General features: G+C 37.0%; 16 protein-coding genes, 3 pseudogenes and 1 riboswitch. Of the genes and pseudogenes, 3 read left to right on the top strand and 16 right to left on the bottom strand.

The genetic code is table 11. The features are described from left to right. Window positions 1-2: 2 nt before the first annotated feature. The 10 genes and pseudogenes from pdhA to V192_RS0105235 all read right to left on the bottom strand — a co-directional run bounded on the left by pdhA (window position 3) and on the right by V192_RS0105235 (window position 13981). Window positions 3-1118: a pyruvate dehydrogenase (acetyl-transferring) E1 component subunit alpha gene (gene pdhA / locus V192_RS0105280; RefSeq protein WP_025869280.1), complete on the bottom strand. Its 1116-nt coding sequence runs from the start codon at window positions 1116-1118 to the stop codon at window positions 3-5. 569 nt (window positions 1119-1687) lie between these two features. Continuing rightward, complete coding sequence (gene mgtA / locus V192_RS0105275) at window positions 1688-4324, bottom strand: magnesium-translocating P-type ATPase (protein ID WP_082265971.1); 2637 nt, start codon at window positions 4322-4324, stop codon at window positions 1688-1690. 806 nt (window positions 4325-5130) lie between these two features. Then, window positions 5131-5299: riboswitch (M-box (ykoK) riboswitch) on the bottom strand. 69 nt (window positions 5300-5368) lie between these two features. Then, window positions 5369-5719, bottom strand: a complete 351-nt coding sequence (locus V192_RS0105270; protein ID WP_025869275.1) for a DUF6483 family protein — start codon at window positions 5717-5719, stop codon at window positions 5369-5371. A gap of 363 nt (window positions 5720-6082) precedes the next feature. Beyond that, a pseudogene (gene trxB / locus V192_RS19365) lies at window positions 6083-7014 on the bottom strand (thioredoxin-disulfide reductase). Between the two features lie 312 nt (window positions 7015-7326). After that, window positions 7327-9111: an ABC transporter ATP-binding protein gene (locus V192_RS0105260; protein ID WP_025869273.1), complete on the bottom strand. Its 1785-nt coding sequence runs from the start codon at window positions 9109-9111 to the stop codon at window positions 7327-7329. After that, window positions 9111-10862 carry an ABC transporter ATP-binding protein gene (locus V192_RS0105255; protein WP_025869272.1) on the bottom strand — a complete coding sequence of 584 codons (1752 nt, stop codon included), beginning with the start codon at window positions 10860-10862 and terminating at the stop codon, window positions 9111-9113. Before V192_RS0105255 ends, V192_RS0105260 begins: the two co-directional genes overlap by 1 nt. 164 nt (window positions 10863-11026) lie before the next feature. Then, window positions 11027-11248 carry a YneF family protein gene (locus V192_RS0105250; RefSeq protein ID WP_010760812.1) on the bottom strand — a complete coding sequence of 74 codons (222 nt, stop codon included), beginning with the start codon at window positions 11246-11248 and terminating at the stop codon, window positions 11027-11029. 225 nt (window positions 11249-11473) lie between these two features. After that, window positions 11474-12367, bottom strand: coding sequence for a deoxyribonuclease IV (locus V192_RS0105245; protein WP_035010905.1), 894 nt, complete (start codon window positions 12365-12367; stop codon window positions 11474-11476). Between the two features lie 475 nt (window positions 12368-12842). Continuing rightward, on the bottom strand, window positions 12843-13280 hold the full coding sequence (locus tag V192_RS0105240) for a DUF1801 domain-containing protein (RefSeq protein WP_029948134.1): 438 nt from the start codon (window positions 13278-13280) through the stop codon (window positions 12843-12845). Between the two features lie 29 nt (window positions 13281-13309). Next, window positions 13310-13981, bottom strand: coding sequence for a YdeI/OmpD-associated family protein (locus V192_RS0105235; RefSeq protein ID WP_025869267.1), 672 nt, complete (start codon window positions 13979-13981; stop codon window positions 13310-13312). 156 nt (window positions 13982-14137) lie between these two features. Here V192_RS0105235 and V192_RS0105230 point away from each other — a divergent pair, with 156 nt between their 5' ends. Together V192_RS0105230 and V192_RS0105225 are read left to right on the top strand one after the other, a co-directional pair. Beyond that, a complete protein-coding gene (locus V192_RS0105230) occupies window positions 14138-14485 on the top strand; it encodes an iron chaperone (protein WP_025869265.1) in 348 nt (115 codons plus the stop codon). Between the two features lie 129 nt (window positions 14486-14614). Continuing rightward, window positions 14615-17059 (top strand): transglycosylase domain-containing protein, encoded by a 2445-nt coding sequence (locus V192_RS0105225; RefSeq protein ID WP_025869263.1) that lies wholly within the window; start codon window positions 14615-14617, stop codon window positions 17057-17059. A 74-nt stretch (window positions 17060-17133) separates the two neighbouring features. Here V192_RS0105225 and ccpA read toward each other — a convergent pair whose 3' ends face one another. Beyond that, window positions 17134-18135 (bottom strand): catabolite control protein A, encoded by a 1002-nt coding sequence (gene ccpA, locus V192_RS0105220; RefSeq protein ID WP_025869260.1) that lies wholly within the window; start codon window positions 18133-18135, stop codon window positions 17134-17136. A gap of 213 nt (window positions 18136-18348) precedes the next feature. On the opposite strand from ccpA, the gene V192_RS0105215 reads away from it, so the two are divergent. After that, window positions 18349-19449, top strand: coding sequence for an aminopeptidase P family protein (locus V192_RS0105215; protein ID WP_025869259.1), 1101 nt, complete (start codon window positions 18349-18351; stop codon window positions 19447-19449). Between the two features lie 56 nt (window positions 19450-19505). Here the strand turns inward: V192_RS0105215 and V192_RS0105210 are convergent. The 5 genes and pseudogenes from V192_RS0105210 to lgt form a co-directional block, all read right to left on the bottom strand. Further along, window positions 19506-20095, bottom strand: a pseudogene (locus V192_RS0105210) (YtxH domain-containing protein). 23 nt (window positions 20096-20118) lie between these two features. Beyond that, window positions 20119-20562: a DUF948 domain-containing protein gene (locus tag V192_RS0105205; protein WP_025869249.1), complete on the bottom strand. Its 444-nt coding sequence runs from the start codon at window positions 20560-20562 to the stop codon at window positions 20119-20121. Between the two features lie 214 nt (window positions 20563-20776). Further along, window positions 20777-21673 (bottom strand): UTP--glucose-1-phosphate uridylyltransferase GalU, encoded by an 897-nt coding sequence (galU, locus tag V192_RS0105200; protein WP_025869247.1) that lies wholly within the window; start codon window positions 21671-21673, stop codon window positions 20777-20779. 19 nt (window positions 21674-21692) lie between these two features. Further along, window positions 21693-22708, bottom strand: a pseudogene (locus tag V192_RS19360) (NAD(P)H-dependent glycerol-3-phosphate dehydrogenase). Between the two features lie 242 nt (window positions 22709-22950). After that, window positions 22951-23778, bottom strand: coding sequence for a prolipoprotein diacylglyceryl transferase (gene lgt / locus V192_RS0105190; RefSeq protein ID WP_025869246.1), 828 nt, complete (start codon window positions 23776-23778; stop codon window positions 22951-22953). Between the last annotated feature and the right edge of the window lie 251 nt (window positions 23779-24029).

Here is a 24029-nt window from a genome sequence, read left to right as displayed (position 1 = left end):
GATTATTTCGACTCCTTCGCTTCGTAGAATGCAATTTGTTCTTTAATGTTTTGTGGTTGAACTTCAAACATATTTTTCAAGAAATCAGATACTTTTTGTTTTGGAACTTTATCTGCTTCTGCAATTGCTACTTTGATTTCTTCTTTTGTTTTTTCGATGACTTCATTTTCTTTTTCTTCAGACCATAAGCCTTTGTCTTCTAGATATTTACGGAAACGAACTAATGGATCTTTTTGTACCCATTCGTCATCCATGTCTTTTGAACGGTAACGAGTTGGATCGTCACCTGATAATGTATGTGGACCATAACGGTAAGTTAACGTTTCGATCAATACAGGGCCGTTTCCGTTTGCAGACCATTCGCGTGCTTCTTTTGCAATTGCATACACTGCTAATGGGTCCATTCCGTCAACGACGATTCCTGGAATTCCTGCTGCTACAGCTTTTTGTGCTAATGTTTTAGCTGCTGTTTGTTTTTCACGAGGTGTTGAAATCGCAAAACCATTGTTTTGAATGATAAACACGCCGTTTGCATGATAAGCACCTGCAAAGTTGATTGCTTCATAGAAGTCACCTTGTGAAGAACCGCCATCACCTGTATAAGTGAAGACAACGTTTTTCTTGCCGCGTTTTTTCATTCCTAAAGCAACACCTGCTGCTTGGATGTATTGCGCACCAATGATGATTTGTGGTGGTAGAGCATTTAATTCTGGTGCATAGTGGTTACCTGCTACATGTCCACGAGACCAAAGAAAAGCTTCTGTTAATGGTAAGCCGTGTTGAACTAATTGAGGTACATCACGGTAACCTGGTAATAGGTAATCTTCTTTTTCCATAGCAAATTGACTTGCTAATTGGCTTGCTTCTTGTCCAGCTGTTGGTGCGAAGAAGCCTAGACGACCTTGACGGTTCAACGCAGTTGAGCGTTGGTCTAATACACGTGACCAAACCATACGAGTCATTAATTCTACTAATTCGTCATCTGATAAATCCGGTACAGCATCTTCATTTACGATTTTCCCATCTTTATCTAAAATTTGAAATGTTGGGAAATCAGCGTCGACTTTTTCCATAAGTGCTTTAAAGTCAATAGGTTTTTGTTTCTTTGCCTTTGCCATTTTGTCACACAATCCTCTCTGTTACGTTTCTTTTTTTCGAAAAAAGTAAAACAGCGTTAAAAACTGTATTACTTTTTATCGACTACACTTACAAATTATCACTAAACAGATAAAAGAGCAAGTAAAAAGTGAGCATTTCTTTAAATTTGATTAAAATACTTAAAACCTTTAGTATCAAAGGTTAGTGATTAAAATCACAAACAAGAAACCGTTTTACAAATAGCCTTCCTAATCGTATCTTTTGACAACTGGCTGTTATAGTCCTTGTGATCATTGTTATGCTACAGCAAGTTTACAAGTTAGAAATTGTTTGCTAAAAAATGAACAGACTTTTTCAGAACATAAAAAATAGAACAAAGACAAAAATTAAGTTATTTTGTCTTTGTTCCATAAAAAACGAATATTCATAATTAAAAAATAGTTTTTCTTCATTCATTACGAATGACAACTTCAATCATAGAGAAATTTTTCGTCATTTACACTTGAAAAAGTTGTTTCAAAAGAGCAAATTAAAATCTTGGTTTCACCAAAAACTACTCTTAAAAAAATTGAATGCTGTTTTTTCTAAATTAAATCCACTCTTTGGTAATATGAATATAAAGTCGTTTTGCCACTTCTACCGTGATCAAATATAGTACAATGATCAAAATGAACCAGCCCCAATAATTAGCTGGAAGTTTCACAAAGTCGAAAACCTCCCGAATTGGTGTCAAGACAATTAATAACCCTAGTCCAACTGCTCCTAAGCTAGAAAGAATCACAGCAGGTGATGCGATACTTTGAATAAATGGTAATTTTCTAGTCCGAACCATTTGAACAACCAAAGTTTGACTAACTAAGCCAATCACAAACCAACCTGTTTGGAACAAATGTTGACTACCGATCGTATTGGCGCTGAAGACAAACCACATCACAAGATAGGTCATGATATCAAAGATACTACTTACAGGTCCAATGCATAAGGTAAATTTCATCAAGCCGTTTGTTTCCCAACGGACAGGTTTCAATAAGTCTTCTTCATCCACATTATCCCAAGGAATAGCCAATTGCGCGATATCATAAATTAGATTTTGAATCAATAATTGAATCGAAAGCATTGGTAGGAATGGTAAAAAAGCACTTGCGATCAATATTGAGAATACATTCCCAAAGTTAGAACTGATCGTGATTTTAATATATTTCATCATATTACTAAAAACTTTTCGACCTTCGATCACACCATCTTCCAAAACGTTCAGACTTTTCTCTAATAAAATGATCGAGCTGGCATCTTTGGTAATATCAGCGGCGGTATCAACTGAAATACCAACATCTGCTTTGCGAAGAGCCGGTGCATCATTGATACCATCTCCCATGAAACCAACTGTATGGCCATTTCCTTGAAGCTTTTCAATGATTCGTGATTTTTGCATCGGATTCAATTTAGCAAATAAATTTGTTTTCTCTACTTCTTCTTTCATTTGCTCATCAGACATATTATCAATATCGGAGCCAAGCACAACATGTGATACTTCGATTCCGACATCACTACAAACTTTTTTAGCAACAATATCATTATCACCTGTTAAAACTTTTACATTGACGCCATGCTCGTGTAAGGACTTGATTGCAGTGATCGCTGATTTTTTCGCAGGATCTAAAAAGCCCATAAAACCGATCAATGTCATTCCTTGTTCATCTTCTACGCTATAAACGGCTTCACTATGAACATCTTTTTTGACAGCTACGGCCAACGCCCGCATACCTTGTTCATTCATACGAATATTCACTTCGCGCATTCTTTTTTGTAATTCTGGTGTCAATGGAACGATTTCCCCATTGATTTCCGCATGTGTACAAACGGCTTCCATTTCTTCAACGGCACCTTTAGTGATCATAAATTGATGCCCATCTGCATTAACTACCACAGTTAGACGGCGGCGAGAAAAATCAAAAGGAATTTCATCCAGTTTGGTTACAGAATGATACGGACTTTGATTATTATTTTCTTCATAAAAATTGATTACAGCAATATCCATTAGATTTTTCCAGCCTGTTTGATAATGAGAATTCAAAAAGGCCATATCTAAAACTTGATCATTGACTTCACCTAACGGATCTAAATGTTGCACTAAAACGACTCTATCTTCTGTAATCGTCCCAGTCTTATCTGTACAAAGAATATCCATACTGCCTAAATTTTGAATAGATGGCAATTCTTTCACAATGACTTTATGTTTGGATAAGCTTAATGCACCTTTTGCTAAGTTACTGGTTACGATCATCGGAAGCATTTCAGGCGTTAAACCAACTGCCACAGCAATTGCGAAGAAAAAGGCTTCACCCCATTCACCTTTCGTGATACCGTTGATCAAAAATACGATTGGAAACAGGATCATGACCATACGTAGTAAAAATTTGCTCACTTTCGTTAAGCCAATATCAAAAGAAGTTTTTCCACGTTGTGTGGTTGCATTTTTAGCGATATCACCAAAAAAGGTATTTTGACCTGTCTTCAAGATAATTGCTTTTCCTTGTCCACTCAATACATCAGTGCCCATAAAAATCAAGTCCTGCATGTCTAAAGCAGAAACAGATTCGGAATTTTTATCGATTCCTGCATCCACAAATTTTTCGACTGGCATTGATTCTCCTGTTAAAGAAGATTGGTTGATAAATAAATCCTTTGTCCAAATCAGTACAGCATCCGCTGGAATCATATCTCCTGTCGCAAGTGTAACAATATCGCCTGGTACAACTTCATCCATCGGAATTTCTTTGGTTTGACCAGCACGCGTTACAGCTGTTGTGTTTTCGATAAGTTCTTTTAAATTCAAACTTGCTTTTTGGGAACGGTATTCTTGAATAAATGCAATAATAACACTAGCTAAAATCATGATTCCCATAACAAGCGCTGCTTCAAAATCTTTTGTTACAGCTGAAACGACCATCAATAATGCTAATACATAAACAAATGGATCTTTAAAGGCTTCTAAAAACATAATAACTGCAGGTGTTGGTTTTTGTGCGGATACTTCATTTGGTCCATATTCTTCTAAACGATTTTTAGCATCTTCTTCGGATAAACCATTTTCTGATGTACGGAGTTCCATCATTAATTCACGTTCAGACAACATTGCTAATTTTCTTAATTCTTGGTCTTTTGTTGCTTTTTTTGTATCTGCTATTTTTTTATTCATCATTTTCTTTTCCTCCTTGTGCTTCATCTTATCTAGAAGGAGAAGAGAATTATTATTTCAATTCCATCGTTCCTAATAAGATGAAGGGGACATTTAGTTTATTTTTCGACTGACTGGGGTCTTCCATGTGGCTCTTCCTCTCTTTTGTTTATTTTAAAACGATGGATTTTTTTTAACTGTTAGGTTCGCATTTTATTATCTGGCTTACGTTTTTCTTCACGCTACTTGTTTCTTTTGGCGGAGACGCCTCATTATTTCAAATCTTGAAGCTTTCGCCTTCTGACTTATGTTTGCTTTCTGGCTGTTTGTTTCTTTTTGCGGAACTTCGCTCCCTATGGTCGCCAAGTACTGTTCATCATCAGCTCTGGCGGAGACGCCTCATTATTTCAAATCTTGAAGCTTTTGCTTTCTGACTTAGGTTTACTTTCTGACCGTTTGCTTCTTGTTGCGGAACTTCGCTCCCTTTGGTCGCCAAGTACTGTTCATCATCAGCTCTGGCGGAGACGCCTCATTAATAYAAATCTTGAAACTTTCGCCTTCTGACTTATGTTTACTTTCTGGCCGTTTGCTTCTTGTTGCGGAACTTCGCTCCCTTTGGTCGCCAAGTACTGTTCATCATCAGCTCTGGCGGAGCTGCCTCATTAATACAAATCTTGAAACTTTCGCCTTCTGACTTATGTTTACTTTCTGGCTGTTTGTTTCTTTTTGCGGAACTTCGCTCCCTTTGGTCGCCAAGTACTGTTCATCATCAGCTCTGGCGGAGCCAGTCGCTGTGATTCACAGCAAAAACGCACACTCAACAATAGAGTGTGCGTAAAATAGCAACTTAAATAAAAGTTTCTCTATCGTTGAGCTTTAGCACTATAGGGCGTAGATAATTTCTTATCAGCTACGTTATGAATGACCTTCACGATCATTCCTGTTAAACCAACTAAGAGTCTCTCGATTCTTTCGCGGCAGCAGCATGTGTCCAAATAGGAGCCTCACCTAACAATTATTCAGTTCTTAATCCTTAACCATCATAGTTCATATTTTTACAATTGTCAAAAGAAAAATGATTACTTTTACTTTTTACCCAAGCTCTCCCCTACCTTGAGCAATTTCCATTCTTGAAAAGTTTGCCATTTCTAATTCTTCATCGGATAAATTCTCCACCAGATCATAAAACCAATTACCTAAATCAAGAAATTGAGCGTTAGTCATCTGGTCAGATTCTGCAAATAGGATATTTTCAGCTTGATTTACTTTTAATGTCAAAATCAGTTCTGAGAGATAGCTTTGAATCGGTACCGAATAGTTTTCTCCAGTACCTTCATCGGTTACTAGAATCGTTGGCATAACTTGAACCTCTGATGCTTTTTTAAAAGGGTTAAACACTGCCGCTTTTACTTGTCTCATAAACCAATCTTCTTCGTATTCCATCGTAACACTCCACTCCTTTTCTAAATTGTCATTAAAATACTGAGCAAAATTCCCCTCATTGTTTTCTAATATTACTTTTAATTTTACCATTAATACTAGGAATTGCTAGGGCAAACTCAATAATACATCAAAATTAAAACTCATAATATGCGACAGTTTCTACCAAATAATCATATTTTTCAACACTGATCTTTTTGAAATAGCGAATCATTCCGGAAAATCTGTCTGTATTTTTTCATTATTGACGATTTCTTCGATCGTTTTAAAATTTAGACTCATCGGCTTCACTGCCTTTAATCAAATAAAAATAGATCTAAATCAAACCTTAGAAAGGTTTGATTTAGATCTTGTTCAGTCGATTGATTACTTAACTTCTTCAACTTCTGCCATATCTTCAATGTATTTGTAAACTTGTTGTCCAGCAATTCCGCCTTCACCAACTGCCGTCGTGATTTGACGTAATGTTTTTTCACGCACATCGCCAATTGCGAAGACACCAGGTATGCTTGTTCTCATTTCTTGATCTGTTTCGATCCAGCCTTCTGCATTAGTTAATCCAGCTTTTTTGAACGGTTCTGTCAAAGGATCAAGTCCAACATAGATGAAAACACCATCTGCTGAGATTTCTTTCACTTCATTAGTCAAAGTGTTTCTTAATTGACCGCCTGTCACAACCATATCATTTCCAGTGATTTCTTCAAGAACTGTGTTCCATTCGAAAGAAATCTTTTCATTGGCAAACGCACGATCTTGAATAATCTTTTGCGCCCGTAATTCGTCACGACGATGCACGATCACCACTTCTGAAGCAAACTGTGTTAGGTAAATGCTTCTTCAACAGCTGAATCGCCACCTCCTATCACCAAAAGTTTTTTGTTACGGAAAAAGGCGCCATCACAAACCGCACAGTAAGAGACACCACGACCAGCAAATTCTTCTTCTCCCTTAACACCCAATTTACGATGTTCACAGCCTGTAGCAATGATCACAGTTTTCGCTTGATAGGTTTTGTCATCACAAATAACTTCTTTATAAGAACCTTGGTCTTTGATATCCATCACGATACCATAGGCATTTTCAGTACCAAATTTTTCAACATTTTCGTACATTTTATAAGCTAACTCAGGTCCCATGATCGAGTCAAAGCCTGGATAATTTTCAACCTCAGCTGTATTATTCATTTGACCGCCTGGTGCACCTCGTTCGATCATCAATACTGAAAGATTAGAACGTGACGCATATAGCGCTGCCGTCATACCAGCAGGACCTGCTCCAATTATAATTACATCATACATCATTTTTTCAACCTCCGAATTTTTCAAGTACATTTACTTTACAACTTAACTAATGGATTGTCTATCTTTCTGCCCAATGATAGTAACTGTAAAAAAGCAGCTTCAATAACTTATTTTCGTTCTCTATTATATCATGCTTTTTTCTAGTTAACAGCATTTTTGCACTTACTTTTAATAAGTAAAAAAAGAGGTCGGGTCAGAAGTGTTTAACCCCGAGAAATAAGAAGGGGTTGCTTCTGATCCCACCGTTTATTCGGATTTAAAGTCCGAAACAAAACTGATTTTTAGTTTTGTCCCGGACTCTTCTTTATTCTAGCCCTCACTATTTTGCAGCTTATACATATCTGCGTACAATCCATTTTGAGATAATAAATTATCATGATTTCCACGCTCTACAATCCGTCCTTTATCCAATACTAAAATCAAATCAGCATCACGAATGGTAGACAAGCGGTGAGCAATCGCAATCGTTGTTCGTCCTTGACGCATATTGGCTAAGCCTTCTTGAATCAAGCCTTCTGTTTCAGTATCGATATTTGCAGTCGCTTCATCCAGTACAAGAATTTTTGGATCTGTTACAATCGTTCTGGCAAATGAGATCAACTGACGCTGACCACTTGAATAACTAGCGCCACGTTCGATTACTTTTGCATGATATTTTTTGGGTAAGGTTTCAATAAATTTATCCGCCTGAACAAATTCAGCGGCTTCCTTGATTTGTTCATCTGTGATTTCCGGATTCAACATCCGAATATTTCCAGCAATATCCCCATAAAACATAAAAGCATCTTGTAAAACCAATCCCATTTTTTTCCTTAGCTCTGACAAAGAATAATCACGAATATCACGATCATCGATCAATATTTCACCTTCATAAAACTCATAAAAGCGCATCAAAACATTGATGATCGAACTTTTACCGCTTCCTGTGTGTCCAATCAATGCAACTGTTTCACCTGGATTGGCAATAAAACTGATATTGTTCAATACTTTATTCTTACCATCATAAGAAAAGCTGACATTACGAAATTCAATTTTCCCGCGAATAATCTCTGAATTAGCCCCAACATTTTGCTGCGGCATTAATTCATCGTTGTCAAAAATTTTCAAAATCCGGCTGCCAGCTACCATACCATCTGTAAACACACTTAGAAAGTCCATCATTTGCGTCATAGGATTAAAGAACGCTTGGACATATGTCACAAATGCGTAGATCAACCCAACTCCTACAGGAGAATGAAGTGCATCATAGCCAAATAAAGTCAACGTTAAACCAATTGCAAGCGTATAAAGAAAATTAATGATTGGGCCTAACAACAATGAATTGGTTCTAATCATTGAAAAGCGAGTGCGCAAATAATCATTGTTCGTTTCTTCAAACTCTTTCTCTAAGCGATGTTCTTGCCTAAACTGTTGAATAATTTGCATCCCTGAAATATACTCATTCAATTTTGTATTCAACTGACTTAATTTTTCCCGCATACTTCTATAAATTCTTGAACTAAATTTTTGATAGTACCAAATCACAATCAGTAAAATAGGTAAGAAAATCAAATTATACAAGGCAATTTTCCCATTGATTTGAAACATCGCAAGAAATGAGGAAACCACAGCAAAAATCCCTGTTAAAACCATCAGAAAGACATACCAAAATTCAAATAATGTTTCCGTATCATTCGTTACACGAGAAACGATCGAGCCTGCTGGCGTTTGATCAAAATAACGCATGCCTAATGTTTGTAGTTTTTCAAACAACTTCACGCGAATATATTGATAGGTCTTCAGTGAAGCAGTCGAATATAAAAACCATTGGAAAAACCAGACAATACTTTTAACAATCACACCGAACAGATACAATCCAGCAAATAAGAAAATCACTTGAGTTGTGGCGGTCTTCGGCGTTAAATAATCATCCATAAAAATTTGAATGATCCTTGGCAAAAGAATGTTAATAATAGCCAGGACCAAAGCAAACAAAATTGCAGTTAAAAACGTCCGACGAAACGGTTTAGCAAATTTTAGCAATCGTTTAACGATCGAAACTTGTTCTTTTAACGGAACCGATTTTGTCCATTCTGATTCATATTTTTCTTCCATTATGCTTCACTCCCTTCAATTTTCGCTTCTAATTGTTGCTTATCCCACATCCGTTTGTACCATCCAGCAAGCCTTAGTAGCTCCTGATGCGTCCCACGTTCAATGATTTTTCCTTCATCCAAAACAATGATTTCCTTAGCATGCATCACACTACTTAGTCGATGTGCTGCAATGATCGTTGTTTTTTCTTTTCTTGCTTCTTTCAAATTAGAAAGAATTGCTTCTTCTGTTTTAGCATCTACCGCGGATAACGCATCATCTAAAATCAATAATTCCGGATCTAAGATCAAGGCTCTAGCAATTGAAATTCGTTGCTTTTGACCGCCAGATAAAGAAACACCGCGTTCTCCAACTAAGGTATCATATCCCTTTGGAAAAGCTTTGATCTCATTATTGATAAAGGCCATTTCTGCTGCTTGCTCAACTTGGGCTTCCGTGAAATCAGGATCAGCAAAACGAATATTATCTCGTACTGTCATTGAAAACAAGAAATGATCCTGAGGAACATAACCAATCGAATGCATCAATGCATCCAATGAATAGTCTTTGCTATTATGCTCACCAAACATTACACGTCCTTGATAATGATCATATTCACGCATCAATAATTTTAAGATCGTTGTTTTCCCAGCACCTGTTTTTCCAACGATTCCTAAAGTTTCGCCAACACCGACTGTAAATTTGATTTGCTCTAAGGTTGCATGGTCATCTTTAGGGTAGGTGAACTGAGCAATTTCCATTGATAAGCGACCTTTCGCTGGTGTTTGGATCGCATCTTTTTTCTCGATGATATGGGTTTTTTCATGCAATAGTTCGTTCACACGATCATAGCTTGCATTTCCACGTTCCAGTACATTAAACAAACGACCAATCGCAAACATCGGCCAAACAAGCATCCCTATATAACTTATAAATGAAATTAACTGACCGATCGTGATGGTGCCTTCCATGATAAAGCGTCCGCCCATAATAATTGTCAAAACATAAGAAATCCCAATGATCAACGTGATAAACGGATCAAATAATGCATCCAGAAAATTTACTCGTTTATTTTTGACGATAGCATCATCGATTTTTTCAGTAAAATTTTGAATATCTTCCTGTTCCTGACCAAACGTTTTAATTACTTTCATCCCAGTAATACTTTCTTGCGTTTTATCATTGATCGTTGAAAAAGCGGCTTGTGAATCTCGAAAAGCATCGTGTAATTTTGAACCTAAAACTCTCGATGTCACCGCTAATAATGGTAGCGGAATCAACGCAATCAACGTCAATCGCCAATCAACAAATAAAATCATCGCAATAATCGTTGCTCCACCTGTTATCAATGAATCCGCAAAGGTTAAAATCCCCGCTCCAGCAACATTTTGAATTGCATTCAAATCATTCGTCGCATGTGCCATCAAATCACCTGTCCGATACTTCTGATAGAAAACACTATCCATTTTGGTAAAATGATGGAAAAGTTGACGTCTCAAATCCTTTTCCAGTCTTGCTGCACTCCCCCAGATATAAATCCGCCAAATATAGCGAAAAATATATTGCGCTAAAGCTGCAACTAGCAACACACCAATCCAAAATAAAATAGGTTTGATCGTCAGATTTTTATCTGCTATTTTATCAACAACGATCCCAATTACTTTTGGTGGAACTAATTGAACAAGTGCTACCATTACTAATGAAAAAACCCCAATAATATAACTTTTTTTCTCTTGTTTGAAAAACCACCCTAATTTTTTAAATATAGACATGTATCATTCTCCTTTTCTAAATTGACTACTGTGCGCTCACATCTTTTATTTGTTGTTTTCCCATTTCAATACAACTCCTTTCATTTATTGAAAAATAAGTGCAAAAAAAACGGACCAAAAATCGGCCCGCTGTGCTCTTGAATTATGAATAGCAATAAAAAACCTTATTTATCTCCTTGGTTCTTCATTTGCTGCATCATTTGACGAATCTTCTTCTCAGAAGGTTTTTGTCCCATAGACATCATCATCATTCGTAACATTTCCTCATTAACGGGAGGATTCTTTTTAAAATAGTCTTGCATATATTTGCGCGCAAGGAAAAATCCGCCTGCTGCACCTGCTAATAAAGCGATAATCGCGATCAATACTACTAAACCTGTTGACATATAAATCTCTCCTTTCTACTACAAAGCTGAATAAGAACTTCTGCGAGTTTGTTATGCAGTCACTATTCTTACCAGATTCATCATTTTTCATTCTCGATGGGATATTATACCCTATTTTAATAAATTGCTCTCAAGAAACCATTTTACTAGAAACAGCCCAAAAAGAAAAGCTCTTTTGTCATATTCCTCACAAGAAATTTACAAAAGACCATTTCTTTTCTATTCCTACTGTTGATGTTCAATTTTATCCAATAAATCTGGATCAAATTTTTGTGATTTTAACATTGCAATCTCATAACCATATGGTGCTTTGCTGGTCTTTTTATCAGCACCTACATACGGCGTTTCTAAAATTTTAGGTAGCTCCTTCAATTTTTCATGATGAACCACTTTATTTAATGCATCAAAACCAATCGTTCCAAAGCCGATATTGGCATGTCGATCTTTATGGGAACCCATTGGATTTTTAGAATCATTGACATGGACTACTTTTAGACGATCTAATCCAATGATTTTATCGAATTCTTCTAAAACACCATCAAAATCATCTTTCACATTATAGCCAGCATCATTGATATGACAAGTATCCATTGTGACAGACAATTTTTCATTCAACTTTACACCTTCAATGATCGTTGCCAACTCTTCAAATGTACGGCCTAATTCAGTTCCTTTACCTGCCATTGTTTCAAGGGCAATTTGCGGAACTTGCTCTTTCCACAACACTTCATCAAGACCTTTGATAATTTGTTTTAGTCCAGCATCTACGCCAGCACCAACATGTGCGCCTGGATGTAGTGTGATTTGGGTTGCACCTAGTGCATGAGCTCGCTCAATTTCCTGACGTAAAAATGACGTTGCAAAACCAAAATTTTCTAATTTGATCGTATTCCCTAAATTAATAATATAAGGCGCATGGACAACGATATTGCTTAAATCATGCTCCGCCATAAATTTTTGACCTGCTTCAATATTCATCTCTTCAATCGGTTTACGGCGTGTATTTTGTGGTGCGCCCGTATAGATCATAAAAGTCGTCGAACCATAACTCGCAGCCTCTTCCGCTGAACCTAATAACATTTTTTTACCACTCATACTAACATGTGAACCTAATAACATAATGATCCTCCTAATTTTAAAAGCGTAGCGGGCTCGTTCAGTCTCGACTGGAAAATAGGAAAATATGACTGAGATGCTTTTTGTCTCATTCATTTTTTATCTTTTTCCCGAGAGACTAGCCCGTGAAGCTAGATAGTTTTAAAAGCGTAGCGGGCTCATTCTGCTCTGACAGAAAAATAGGAAAATATGAGGGTGGCGCTTTTTGCCACAATCAGATTTTATCTTTTTTCCGAAGAGCTAGCTCGTGAAGCTAGATAGTTTTAAAAGCAGAACGAGCTCGTTTAGCTCTGACAGAAAAATAGGAAAATATGAGGGTGGCGCTTTTTGCCACAATCAGATTTTATCTTTTTTCCGAAGAGCTAGCTCGTGAAGCTAGATAATATACGCATAAATCTTCTACTGAATTTTGCATCCTCTAAAAGAGTACGTGAAACGATCAGAAAAAACAATCTTTTTGCTTCTTTAAAAACTGTATCTACTTCTTATTTTTTTCTGTAAAACGAGTATAACTAGCGACCCATTCTGCCATCGAAATCTTACCCACTAATTCCCCAATCAACTCATAAGGAATATTTTTCGGATTACTGAACCGAATACAACTTTTACCCATGTTCAGCTTCGTTGGGACCACCTTTTGATATTCTTCTTGAAACCATGCCAATACTTCTTTATTCCCCATGATTCCCATATGATACAATGATAAATGTCTTTTCTGAGCACCTAAACTAATAAATGGCAATGGTTCATCTATTCTATTTAGATATCCTGCTGGAAAATCGTTCAAAGGAACCACATAGGTCGGCATTCCATATTGCATCTGCAACACAAATCCTTCGGGTATATTTTCAGCAATAACCTTAGCAAGACAGCGATAGGCCTCTTGCCACTTACCATCAATGTTCTCAATATACATTTGTATCTCATCCAAGCTGCGATCCTCCTTTAATTAGCTAAGAACTGCCGATATAACTCTTTAGATTTAAACCCTTTTTCTAAGATATCGATCATTTCAGCTTTTCTTTTTTCTTGCGTTGTGGCTTGTTTGGCACTAAATATGTATCTAGCCCAATCTTTTTTATAACCTGGAGTCAATTGATCAAACATTCTTTTGGCTTCCTTGCTATTTTCAAGTAATACCTCTACTGCTGGTATAAACTGAATATAATCCTCTACACGAGCACTGTTGGCAGATATTGATTTAGTTGTCCGTTCAACATTTTTCATGCCCGTCACTGTAAACGTTTCGTCCAAACTAACCATACGATTGAATTTTAGTGTACTATTTTTTATGTAGCCATCCTGATCGTCAACTTGCAGTGTGGGAAAAATTTCATCCCGATGAACGAAGGTTGGGTAACTCTTATTGCCTTTTTTTGGATATGCCACAAAAAGAACACCATCTTTAAGAAGCAACTGTTTCAAAATAACTTCTGATACAATTTGCTCAAATTCTGCCATCGATGTGACAAATACAAAAATCAAGTCCACTGGTGCTGTTGGAAGTTGGTTTGAAAACTCCTTTAGTTCTGGTAGATACGTATCATTCGGACGATTCACTACTACGCTACTTGAATAACGCATTAAATTCAATTTCTCAATAATCGATTTCCCCATTATGTCCAGCCTCTCATTCTGATTTCGAATCCACTGATAGTGTACCATAAAACGATTACTTCTTTCACTTTCGCTACATTCTAATCAAAAGAGATCCATCCTATAACATAGCATGGTATACTCAAATCAATCCCACTAAAAAGGCAGGTAAACACTATGACTATCATTGAAAACTATATCTCAAACATGCCAAAAGATCGTCAAGAAAAACTCCAACAACTTTATACTATGATTAAACAACTTGCCCCTCAAGCTACCGAAAAAATATCTTACGGTATGCCGACTTTCTACTTGAATGGTAATCTAGTCCATTTTGCTAATATGAAAAATCATATTGGATTTTATCCTACCCCTGCAGCTATTGAAGCGTTCAAAAATGAACTAACTGACTTTAAAACAAGTAAAGGTGCGATCCAATTTCCAGTTGATCAAGAACTTCCAATAGAGTTGATCAAGAAAATTGTTTTATTTCGGTTAGACGAACAACAAGTTAATAACAAATAATAATCGATGGCTAAACAGTGTGTTTAGCCATCGATTATTTACAAGTTTCTATTAAGTTTTTTTGATTAAATCCCTATAAATACCTGAACAACTGTTCATAATAGATTTTTTTTGCTATAATATCACGGAATGTATCATTTTATTGAGGTGAAGCTTTTGGACAATCAGGATAATTCCCACAGAACGGAACAACATTCTAATAAAGTACCAGAAAAGAAAAAGATTTTTTTGATCATAAATGTAGTGATTCGAGTGCTGCAATCATTGTTTGTCTTTGCAGTTGTTATCCTACTTTTAGGCGGTGCTTTAGGCATGGGGATCGGTATGGGCTATTTTGCATTTCTAGTAGAAGATACTCAACCGCCGACAAAGGAAGAACTCCAGACTGAGATCAGCGACATTACAGAAGTCTCACGAATGACTTACGCTGACGGAACAAATATCGCTATGATCAAATCTGATCTTGTCAGAACACGAGTTGATGGGGACCATATCTCTCCATTACTCAAAAAAGCAATCATTTCTACTGAGGACGAATACTTCGAAGAACATAAAGGTGTCGTTCCAAAGGCGGTCATACGTGCTTTGGTTTCAGATGCCACAGGTTTGGGCGGTTCATCAGGAGGTTCTACGTTGACCCAGCAGTTGGTCAAACAACAAATCTTGACTGATGAAACAACCTTTAAACGTAAGGCTAATGAAATATTGTTAGCTTATCGAATCGAAAAATATTTCTCCAAAGATGAAATCGTTACAACGTATCTAAATGTTTCCCCGTTTGGCCGTAATAATAAAGGTGAAAATATTGCAGGTGTTGAAGAAGCCGCAAAAGGTCTATTTGGGAAAAGTGCGAATGACTTAACGCTTCCACAAGCTGCCTTTATTGCAGGGCTTCCACAAAGTCCGATCATCTATACACCTTATAGCAACACAGGTGCATTGAAAGATGACGAAAATCTAGCTTATGGTATGAAACGAAAAGATTTTGTTTTATTCAGTATGTATCGTGAAAAAGCGATCACTAAGGAAGAATATGAAGCCGCTAAAAACTATGACTTGAAACAAGATTTTCAACCACAGCAAGAATCGAATCAAAACACTGAAGGCTACTTATACTACGCAGTATTAGAGCAAGCAGTTAGCGAAATAATGGATATAAATATTGAAAAAGCTGGTGTAAAAAAAGAAACACTAGATACATTAGGGCTTTCTCAATATGAAGATCAAGCGCGAAAAGAAATTCAAAGTCGTGGCTACACGATTCAATCAACCATTGATCAGGGCGTTTATGATACCATGCAAAATGCTGTTGCAAACTTTGGTTACATGCTAGATGATGGTTATGGCGCAGGGCTTGTTGAGACTGGAAATGTTTTAATGGACAATCAAACAGGAAAAATTATTGGTTTTGTCGCTGGTCGTGATTTTAATGTCAGTCAAAGTAACCATGCGTTAGATACAGTCCGACAAGTTGGTTCTACGATCAAACCAATTTCAGTTTATGGACCTGCGATCGATCAGGGAATGGTTGGTTCAGAAAGTCGTTTAGCCAATTATCCTACCACGTACAGTAGTAGCGGCAAGCCGCTAGAGAATGCAACAAATTCTGGGACAAATACATTTGACACCGTCCGTCATTCATTAGAATGGTCTTATAATATTCCAGTTTACCATCTAAATGAAGCCATGAAAGCACAGATGGGCGATGATAATTTCTCTTACAATAACTATCTTAGCAAAATGAATTATCCTGCTAGCGATGCTTGGGCTTATCAATCCGCTCCTTTAGGATCTGTTGAAACCACCGTTTTAACTCAAACAAATGGGTTTCAAGCACTTGCTAATAAAGGTCAATATCAAAAAGGCTATATGATCGATAAAATCACAGATAATAGTGGAAAAGTTATTTATGAACATAAAGATGCACCCGTTCGAGTCTATTCTGAAGCGACTGCTTCGATCATGAATGACATGATGCGTTCTGTCTTAGATTCAAAAATAACGACGCCTTTCAAAAATATGGTCAATGGGCTTAATCCTGCTTTTGGAAATGTTGACTGGATCGGTAAAACAGGAACCACCGATTTGTACAAAGATGCTTGGTTAGTTGTTTCAACACCGACTATTACCTTAGGTTCGTGGACAGGTTATGATATTCCGACAGCAATGAGCCCAAACAGCGGCGATCAAAATAGTGCCTACTTAGCAAATCTGGCAAATGCAATCTATTCAGTTAGACCGGATCTGTTTGGTGCCGGTGAAAAATTCACTCTTTCAAAAGACGTAATCAAGTCAACTGTATCGAGCTTTACAGGAGAAAAACCAGGCACGTTCACTTATAATGGTGGAACTTATACTGCTCCTGGTCCAAATATCGAATCATTTTATGCAAAAGACGGCGCTCCAAAAAGCCAATACAAATTTGGCTTCGGCGGATCAGATGCAAACTACAGTGCTTACTGGGGCCGCTATGCAACACCGTCCTCTTCAAACTCGGGTTCAACCACCCCTTCTTCTTCTGAGAAAAAAGAAGAAAAGAAAAAAGAGGATGATAAGAAAGAAAATAATAATTAGATATAAGAACGGTCATTTGTTTTTTTAAGATTAATAAAACCCCTGCAAAAGTTTCATTTTGCAGGGGTTTTAAATTATTTAGTTGAGCCTTTTTTATCCATACCATATGGTAAGATAACTGTTTTATCTTCAATTTCTTCTTTATTCATTAATTTTGTCAATAAACGCATTGCTACAGCACCAATATCATACAAAGGTTGCGTCACGCTTGAAAGACGTGGACGAGCAACTTCTGTTAGTAATGAGTTGTTGCTTGTAATGATTTCAAATTCCTCTGGTACTTTCACACCAGCATCAATCATACCGTCCAATAAACCGATAGCCAATTCATCATCTGTTACATAAGCGGCTGTCGCCCCACTGTTACGGATACGTTCAGCTAATGAGATACCTGCTTTAAATTTATACTCAGATTCAAAAATCAAGCCTTCATTATAAGTTAGACCATTATCAGCTAGAGCTTCTTTGTAGCCCTTAATACGGTTTTGACCATTGATTGGATCGATCAACGCACCACTGACAAAGGCAATTTTTTTATTGCCATTTTTAGCCAATATATTCGTTGCATCTTTTGTTGCTTCTGCATAGTCAATATTTACACTACCAACTTGTTCATCTGGATCGATCGAACCAGCCAGGACAACAGGTGTTTTGGAGCGAGAAAACTCACCACGGATCTCATCTGTGATATGATGACCCATAAAAATAATTCCATCCACTTGCTTAGCTAAAAGATTATTCAATACATTGACTTCTTTTTGATCGTTGCTGTCAGAATTTGCTAAAATAATGTTGTATTTGTACATTGTTGCAACATCATCGATTCCTCGAGCTAAAGAAGCAAAAAAGATATTGCTGACATCAGGGATGATAACACCCACCGTTGTTGTCTTTTTACTTGCTAAACCACGAGCTACAGCATTGGGACGGTAATCTAAGCGGTCAATTACTTCTAACACTTTTTTGCGTGTAGCTGGCTTCACATTTGGATTGCCGTTGACTACACGAGATACAGTCGCCATGGATACATTTGCTTCACGCGCAACATCATAAATTGTAATTGTTTGTTTTTCCATGTCTATTCTCCTAAATCGTTATAGTTGTCTTCATTTTCTGAAAACGCTGTTTACATTTCTCAATAAGAATAGCAGAGTTTTTTTGTTTTTGCAACCGTTTTATCCTATTTTCATGAAATTTACTTTATATTTCAAAAAGCGCTTTAGCTCATTTCATGGTATGATAAAGATAAGTTTTTTAGTAAAATAGTTTTAAAAGAAAGAAGGATATCTATGAACCAAGAAAAAATCAATGAACTAAAAAAATGGATGGCCGAAACGAATACTGATCTTACTTATATCAGTGATCCTGGGCATATTGCTTACTTTTCAGGCTATAAAAGCGATCCCCATGAACGGGTGTTAGCTTTATTTATTTCGTTAAATCATGATCCTTTTTTATTTACCCCAGCGTTAGAAGTAGACGATGCTGCAAATAGTTCATGGAATTATCCAGTCTATGGCTATCTAGATAGCGAAAATCCTTGGGAAAAAATTGCTCAACTCATCAAAAAAAATGAAACACCAACTAAAATCGCAACAGAAAAAGATGCTTTGACCGTTGCTCGTTTTGATCTTTTAAATCATTACTTCCCAACTAGTGATTTCTCGGCAAATGTCACGCCTATCATTGAAAAATTGCAATTGCTGAAGACACCAACTGAAATTTCTACACTTATGGAAGCTGGTAATTGGGCTGATGTTGCTTTAGAAATTGGCTTTAAAGCTATTCAAGAAGGTGCTAAAGAACAAGAAATCTTAGCAGAAATCGAATATCAATTAAAGCGTCAAGGGATTCGGTCAATGAGTTTTGATACCCTCGTTTTGACAGGAAAAAATGCCGCAAGTCCTCACGGAAATCCTGGAAATACAGCAGTTGCTAAACAGGATTTCGTTTTATTCGACTTAGGTGTTGTTTACAATGGCTACTGCAGTGACGTTACTCGAACTGTTGCTTATAAAGAGCCAACAGATTTCCAAAAAGAAATCTACTCAATTGTTCTAGAAGCTCAATTAAAAGCAATGGAAGCTGTAAAACCAGGGATCACAGCTGGTGAGTTAGATGAAGTTGCTCGCGGTGTTATTATTGGCTACGGCTATGGTGAATACTTCAATCACCGATTAGGTCATGGAATTGGAACGACTGTCCATGAATATCCTTCACTTGTGACTGGAAATGATTTAGTTATTGAAGAAGGCATGTGCTTCTCTATTGAGCCTGGCATATACATCCCTAACAAGGTTGGAGTACGTATTGAAGATTGCTTACATGTAACTGAATCCGGTTGTGAAGCTTTTACAAAAACATCAAAAGAATTAATGATCCTTGATTAGTAGAAAAAACAAAGCCCGCATCCTAACTAGAATGTTGGCTTTGTTTTTTGTCTGTTCTATTTACCCTTAACGTCTTCTATTGTTTCTTTAACTGCTTTTTTTGTATCTTCTTTTGCTTCTACTGCTTTTTCCGGAACATCTTGCGTTGCTACTTTTGCTTCAGAAACACCTTCCGAAACTGTTTCTTTCGCCTTTTTCGCAGATTCTTTAACGTCTATAAAAATGTCATCAGAGGCATCTTCTGCGATATCGCCTAATTCGTCAACTTGATCATTGACGTCTTTAGCAGTCTTTTTAAAACGATCAGATAAATCGCCCGTTTGTTTTTTAAATGATTCTAACACTGTATCCGAAACACCTTGAGCTTTATCAAGAGAATCTTTTGTCTTGTCTTTTACATTCCCTGCTAAATCTCCCGCTTGTTCACCTAACACACTCGCTTTATCTTTAGCAATCGATGATAACTCTGAACCTTTTTGAACAGCGTAATCTGTATAATCCGTTGCCTTATCTTTAAAATCATCTGCTTGATTGGCTAAATCTTCACGTAATTCTTTACCTGATTTTGGCGCCAGTAAAAGTGCTGCTACCGCTGCTGCTGTTCCACCAATAATTGCTCCTAAAAAAAGCCGCCTTTTTTTGCCATGTCTATTCCTCCATTATTTTCTATTATTTGGTTGTTTCATTTACCTTTGATGATTTCTTGGGACGAAAGGCTCTAAAAGCTGCTCCGCCTACTTTGCTGACAACTCCTGCTTTAGCTGTTGTTTTACCGACAGAGCCAACTTTTCCAAGTAAATTTCGACTAGAATAGTTTAATTCTGAAACACTTTCGCTTAAATCTGCCACTGCGGCAAACAATGGGTCAATCGTTGCTACTTTCTTATTGACATCATCTAGCAACTCATTACTTTTTACCAAAAGCCCTTCGACTTGTCTGGATAAAATATCTACATCTTTTGTTACAACCTCAATCGTTTTATTCGCCTCATCAACTGTAGTCGTAACTCTTTCTACTGTTTTCCCGATTTTTATCAATACTAAAACAATAAATACTACTAACACAGCAAACGCCACTGCAGCAATAATCGCTGCAACCTCTCCACCTGTCATATTCTTGCTCCTTCCATCAATTATTCCATGTTCTTAGAATAACACCAACTGCTCTTTTTCACAAATCATTCAGTTAGCTTTGTTATCTTAATTATACCAATTTACAGACTGAGTCTCTACTGAGTATTTCAAAAATCCTCACTGTAATTTATAAAAAAGGCAGAACAAACTTCGCTCTGCCTTCAAGTGAAAAAATCGTATAGATCATTTTCGTCTATTTATCTTTAGGTGTATCTTCTTTAGCAAGTTCAGCACCTAATTCAATAATGTATTCACGCAGATTGTCCTTCACTTCTGGGTGAACTAAGCCATATTCAATACTTGTTTTCATAAAGCCAAATTTATCCCCTACATCGTAACGTTTCCCAGTAAATTCTCTGGCAAAGACACGTTGCGTTTTATTCAATGTATCAATAGCGTCCGTTAGTTGAATTTCTCCACCAGCACCTGGCTCTTGTGATTCCAATACATGGAAAATTTCTGGTGTCAGTAAGTAACGACCGATGATTGCCAAATCACTTGGCGCTTCTTCTGGTGTTGGTTTTTCGACAAAATTGTTCACATTATACAATCCTTTAGAAACTTCTGCTTCTGGATTAATAATGCCATATTTTGAGGTTTCTTCATGTGGAACTTTCATTACCGCAATGGTAGACGCATGCGTTTCATCATAATCATTCATTAATTGTTTTGATAAAGGGACTTTGTCTTCCATGATATCATCACCAAGCATCACAACAAACGGCTCATTTCCAACAAATGCTTTGGCTTGTAAAACAGCATGTCCTAATCCTTTTGGATGAGATTGACGAATAAAGTGAAGATTTACATCTGTCGTTTCTTCAACTAATTTCAATAGATCCGTTTTATTTTTTTCACGAAGATTACTTTCTAATTCAAAGTTTGCATCAAAATGATCTTCGATTGGACGTTTTGCTTTTCCTGTAACGATCAAAATATCTTCAATACCTGAAGCTAGTGCTTCTTCCACGATAAATTGAATCGTTGGTTTATCTACGATTGGTAGCATTTCTTTTGCCATCGCTTTTGTCGCTGGTAAAAATCTTGTTCCCAGTCCAGCTGCTGGAATAACCGCTTTTTTTACTTTCATGCCATTGGCCTCCTAATAATTATATGGAAAATTCATTTTCCGTTTTACCATCTCGCAGCATAATTTCTTTTGCTGCTTGTTTTACATCTTGTCCTTCGTATAACACTTTATAAATCGCTTCTGTAATTGGCATATCAACATTTAACTCTCTCGACAACTCATACGCTGCTTTAGTTGTCGAAACACCTTCAACGATCATTCCCATATTTTCAAGAACTTCGTCCAAGCTATGCCCTTTTCCAAGCAGATTGCCTGCACGCCAATTACGCGAATGTACACTTGTACAAGTAACAATCAAATCACCAACACCGCTCAATCCAATAAAGGTCAAAGGATTTGCTCCCATGGCTACACCTAAACGACTGATCTCAGCCAAACCACGTGTCATGATCGCAGCTTTCGCATCATCACCAAAACCCAATCCATGAATCGCACCCGCACCGAGCGCAATGATATTTTTCAATGCAGCCCCGGTTTCAACTCCAATCACATCATCATTGGTATAAATTCTAAAATAATCATTCATAAATAGAACTTGGACATATGTAGCCAAGGCTAAATCTTCACTTGCAGCGGTAATCGTTGTAATATCATGAACAGCTACTTCTTCAGCATGACTTGGACCAGATAAAACAGCTACACCACTTCTTTTTTCAACTGGAATTTCTTCCATCAAACTTCCGATATACGTTTATGAGTCCCTTGTTCCAAGCCTTTACTTGCATGAATGATCAATGGCTGATTTTTGCACTTCGCTGTAAATTCTTGTGCAACTGAACGAATCGCTTTAGTCGGAACAACAAACAACACAGCATCTGCATCCGCAATACATTCCTCTAAAGATATTTTCCCTTGTATTGACTTTGGAATAACCAAATCAGGAAGATAATGACGATTCGTATGATCGTTGTTGATTTCATCAATCTGTGCTTTATTATGCCCCCAAATGCGAACCTCATGACCATTTTCTGCTAAAACTTGAGCCAATGCAGTTCCCCACGAACCAGGACCTAAAACGGCAACTTTTTGTTTCATTGGTGAAAATCTCCTTTCGAAATAAGAAAAGCTGAATGAATTGTTTTGCTCTGACTGAAAAATAGGGGAAACAATTAAGTCGTTCTTTGACTTAGTTCGTTTACATCTTTTTTCCGAAGAGCTGATTCGGTGAAGCTAGATTACTCATCCCTTATTCCTTTAAATAAACAAACTAAATTATTAATTTCATAACTTTCATACCCACATAACATTTTAACATAGCTTAACAAGAATAGGCAGTTCTAAACAGCCTTTTTTGTTCCTTTTTCACGGTCATAAAATGGTACTGAGCCTTTTTTACGTCGAACGATCATAATTCCAATTGCACCGAAAAATAGAACTAGAGAAAATAGTTGAGAAACTCGAATATCTCCAAAGGCATATAAACTATCTGTCCGCATGCCTTCAATAAAGAAACGGCCGAAAGAATACCAGACGATATAACTTAAAGCAACTTCTCCTTCCTTTAAGAAGTTTTTCTTTTTCCTTAAAAGAACCAATACGATAAATCCTAGGACGTTCCAGATAGATTCATATAAAAAAGTTGGCTGATGATACGTTCCATCAATATTCATATTATCGATAATAAATTTTGGTAAATGTAAACTTTCTAAAAAAGTACGCGTTGTAGCTGGTCCATAGGCTTCATGGTTCATAAAGTTTCCCCAACGACCAATTCCTTGCGCTAAAATCACACTTGGTGCTGCAATATCTAAAAATGTCCAAGTTGAAATAAAACGATGTCTTGTGAAGAAAAATAATGCCAATCCCCCACCAATCAAGCCACCATAAATTGCTAGACCACCATTTCTGGTCAGGATAATTTCGATTGGATTATCTACATAATCCTGCCACTGAAAAATCACATAATACAAGCGAGCACCAATAATCGCACTTGGTAAGCCCCATAACATAAAGTCGATCACGTCATCTTCTTTCAAACCAACGCGAACTGCTTCCCTACTACTTAGCCAAACAGCTAGTACGATTCCTGAAACAATAATAACTGCATACCAGTAAACAGATATTCCAAAAAGATTAAACGCTACTGGATTTACTTGACCTAACATTTGGCTTCCTCCCAATTTAAAAGCGAAGCGGACTCGCTCAGCTCTGACAGAAAACAGGAAAATAGGAAGGTGGCACTTCTTGCCACAATCAGATTTTATCTTTTTTCCGAAGACCTTCAATTCTTAGAACTTTAGCTCTTAGAAATTGTTGAGATCGAAACAGAGCGTAGTGCTAGCCCGCGTAGCTAGATAGTTTTAAATGCTGAACGAGCTCGTTTATCCCTGACAGAAAAATAGGAAGGTGGCGCTTT

This window comes from Enterococcus crotali (assembly GCF_000633635.1).
Taxonomy (GTDB): Bacteria; Bacillota; Bacilli; order Lactobacillales; family Enterococcaceae; genus Enterococcus_L; species Enterococcus_L crotali.
This window is presented reverse-complemented; position numbering and strand designations above follow the sequence as displayed.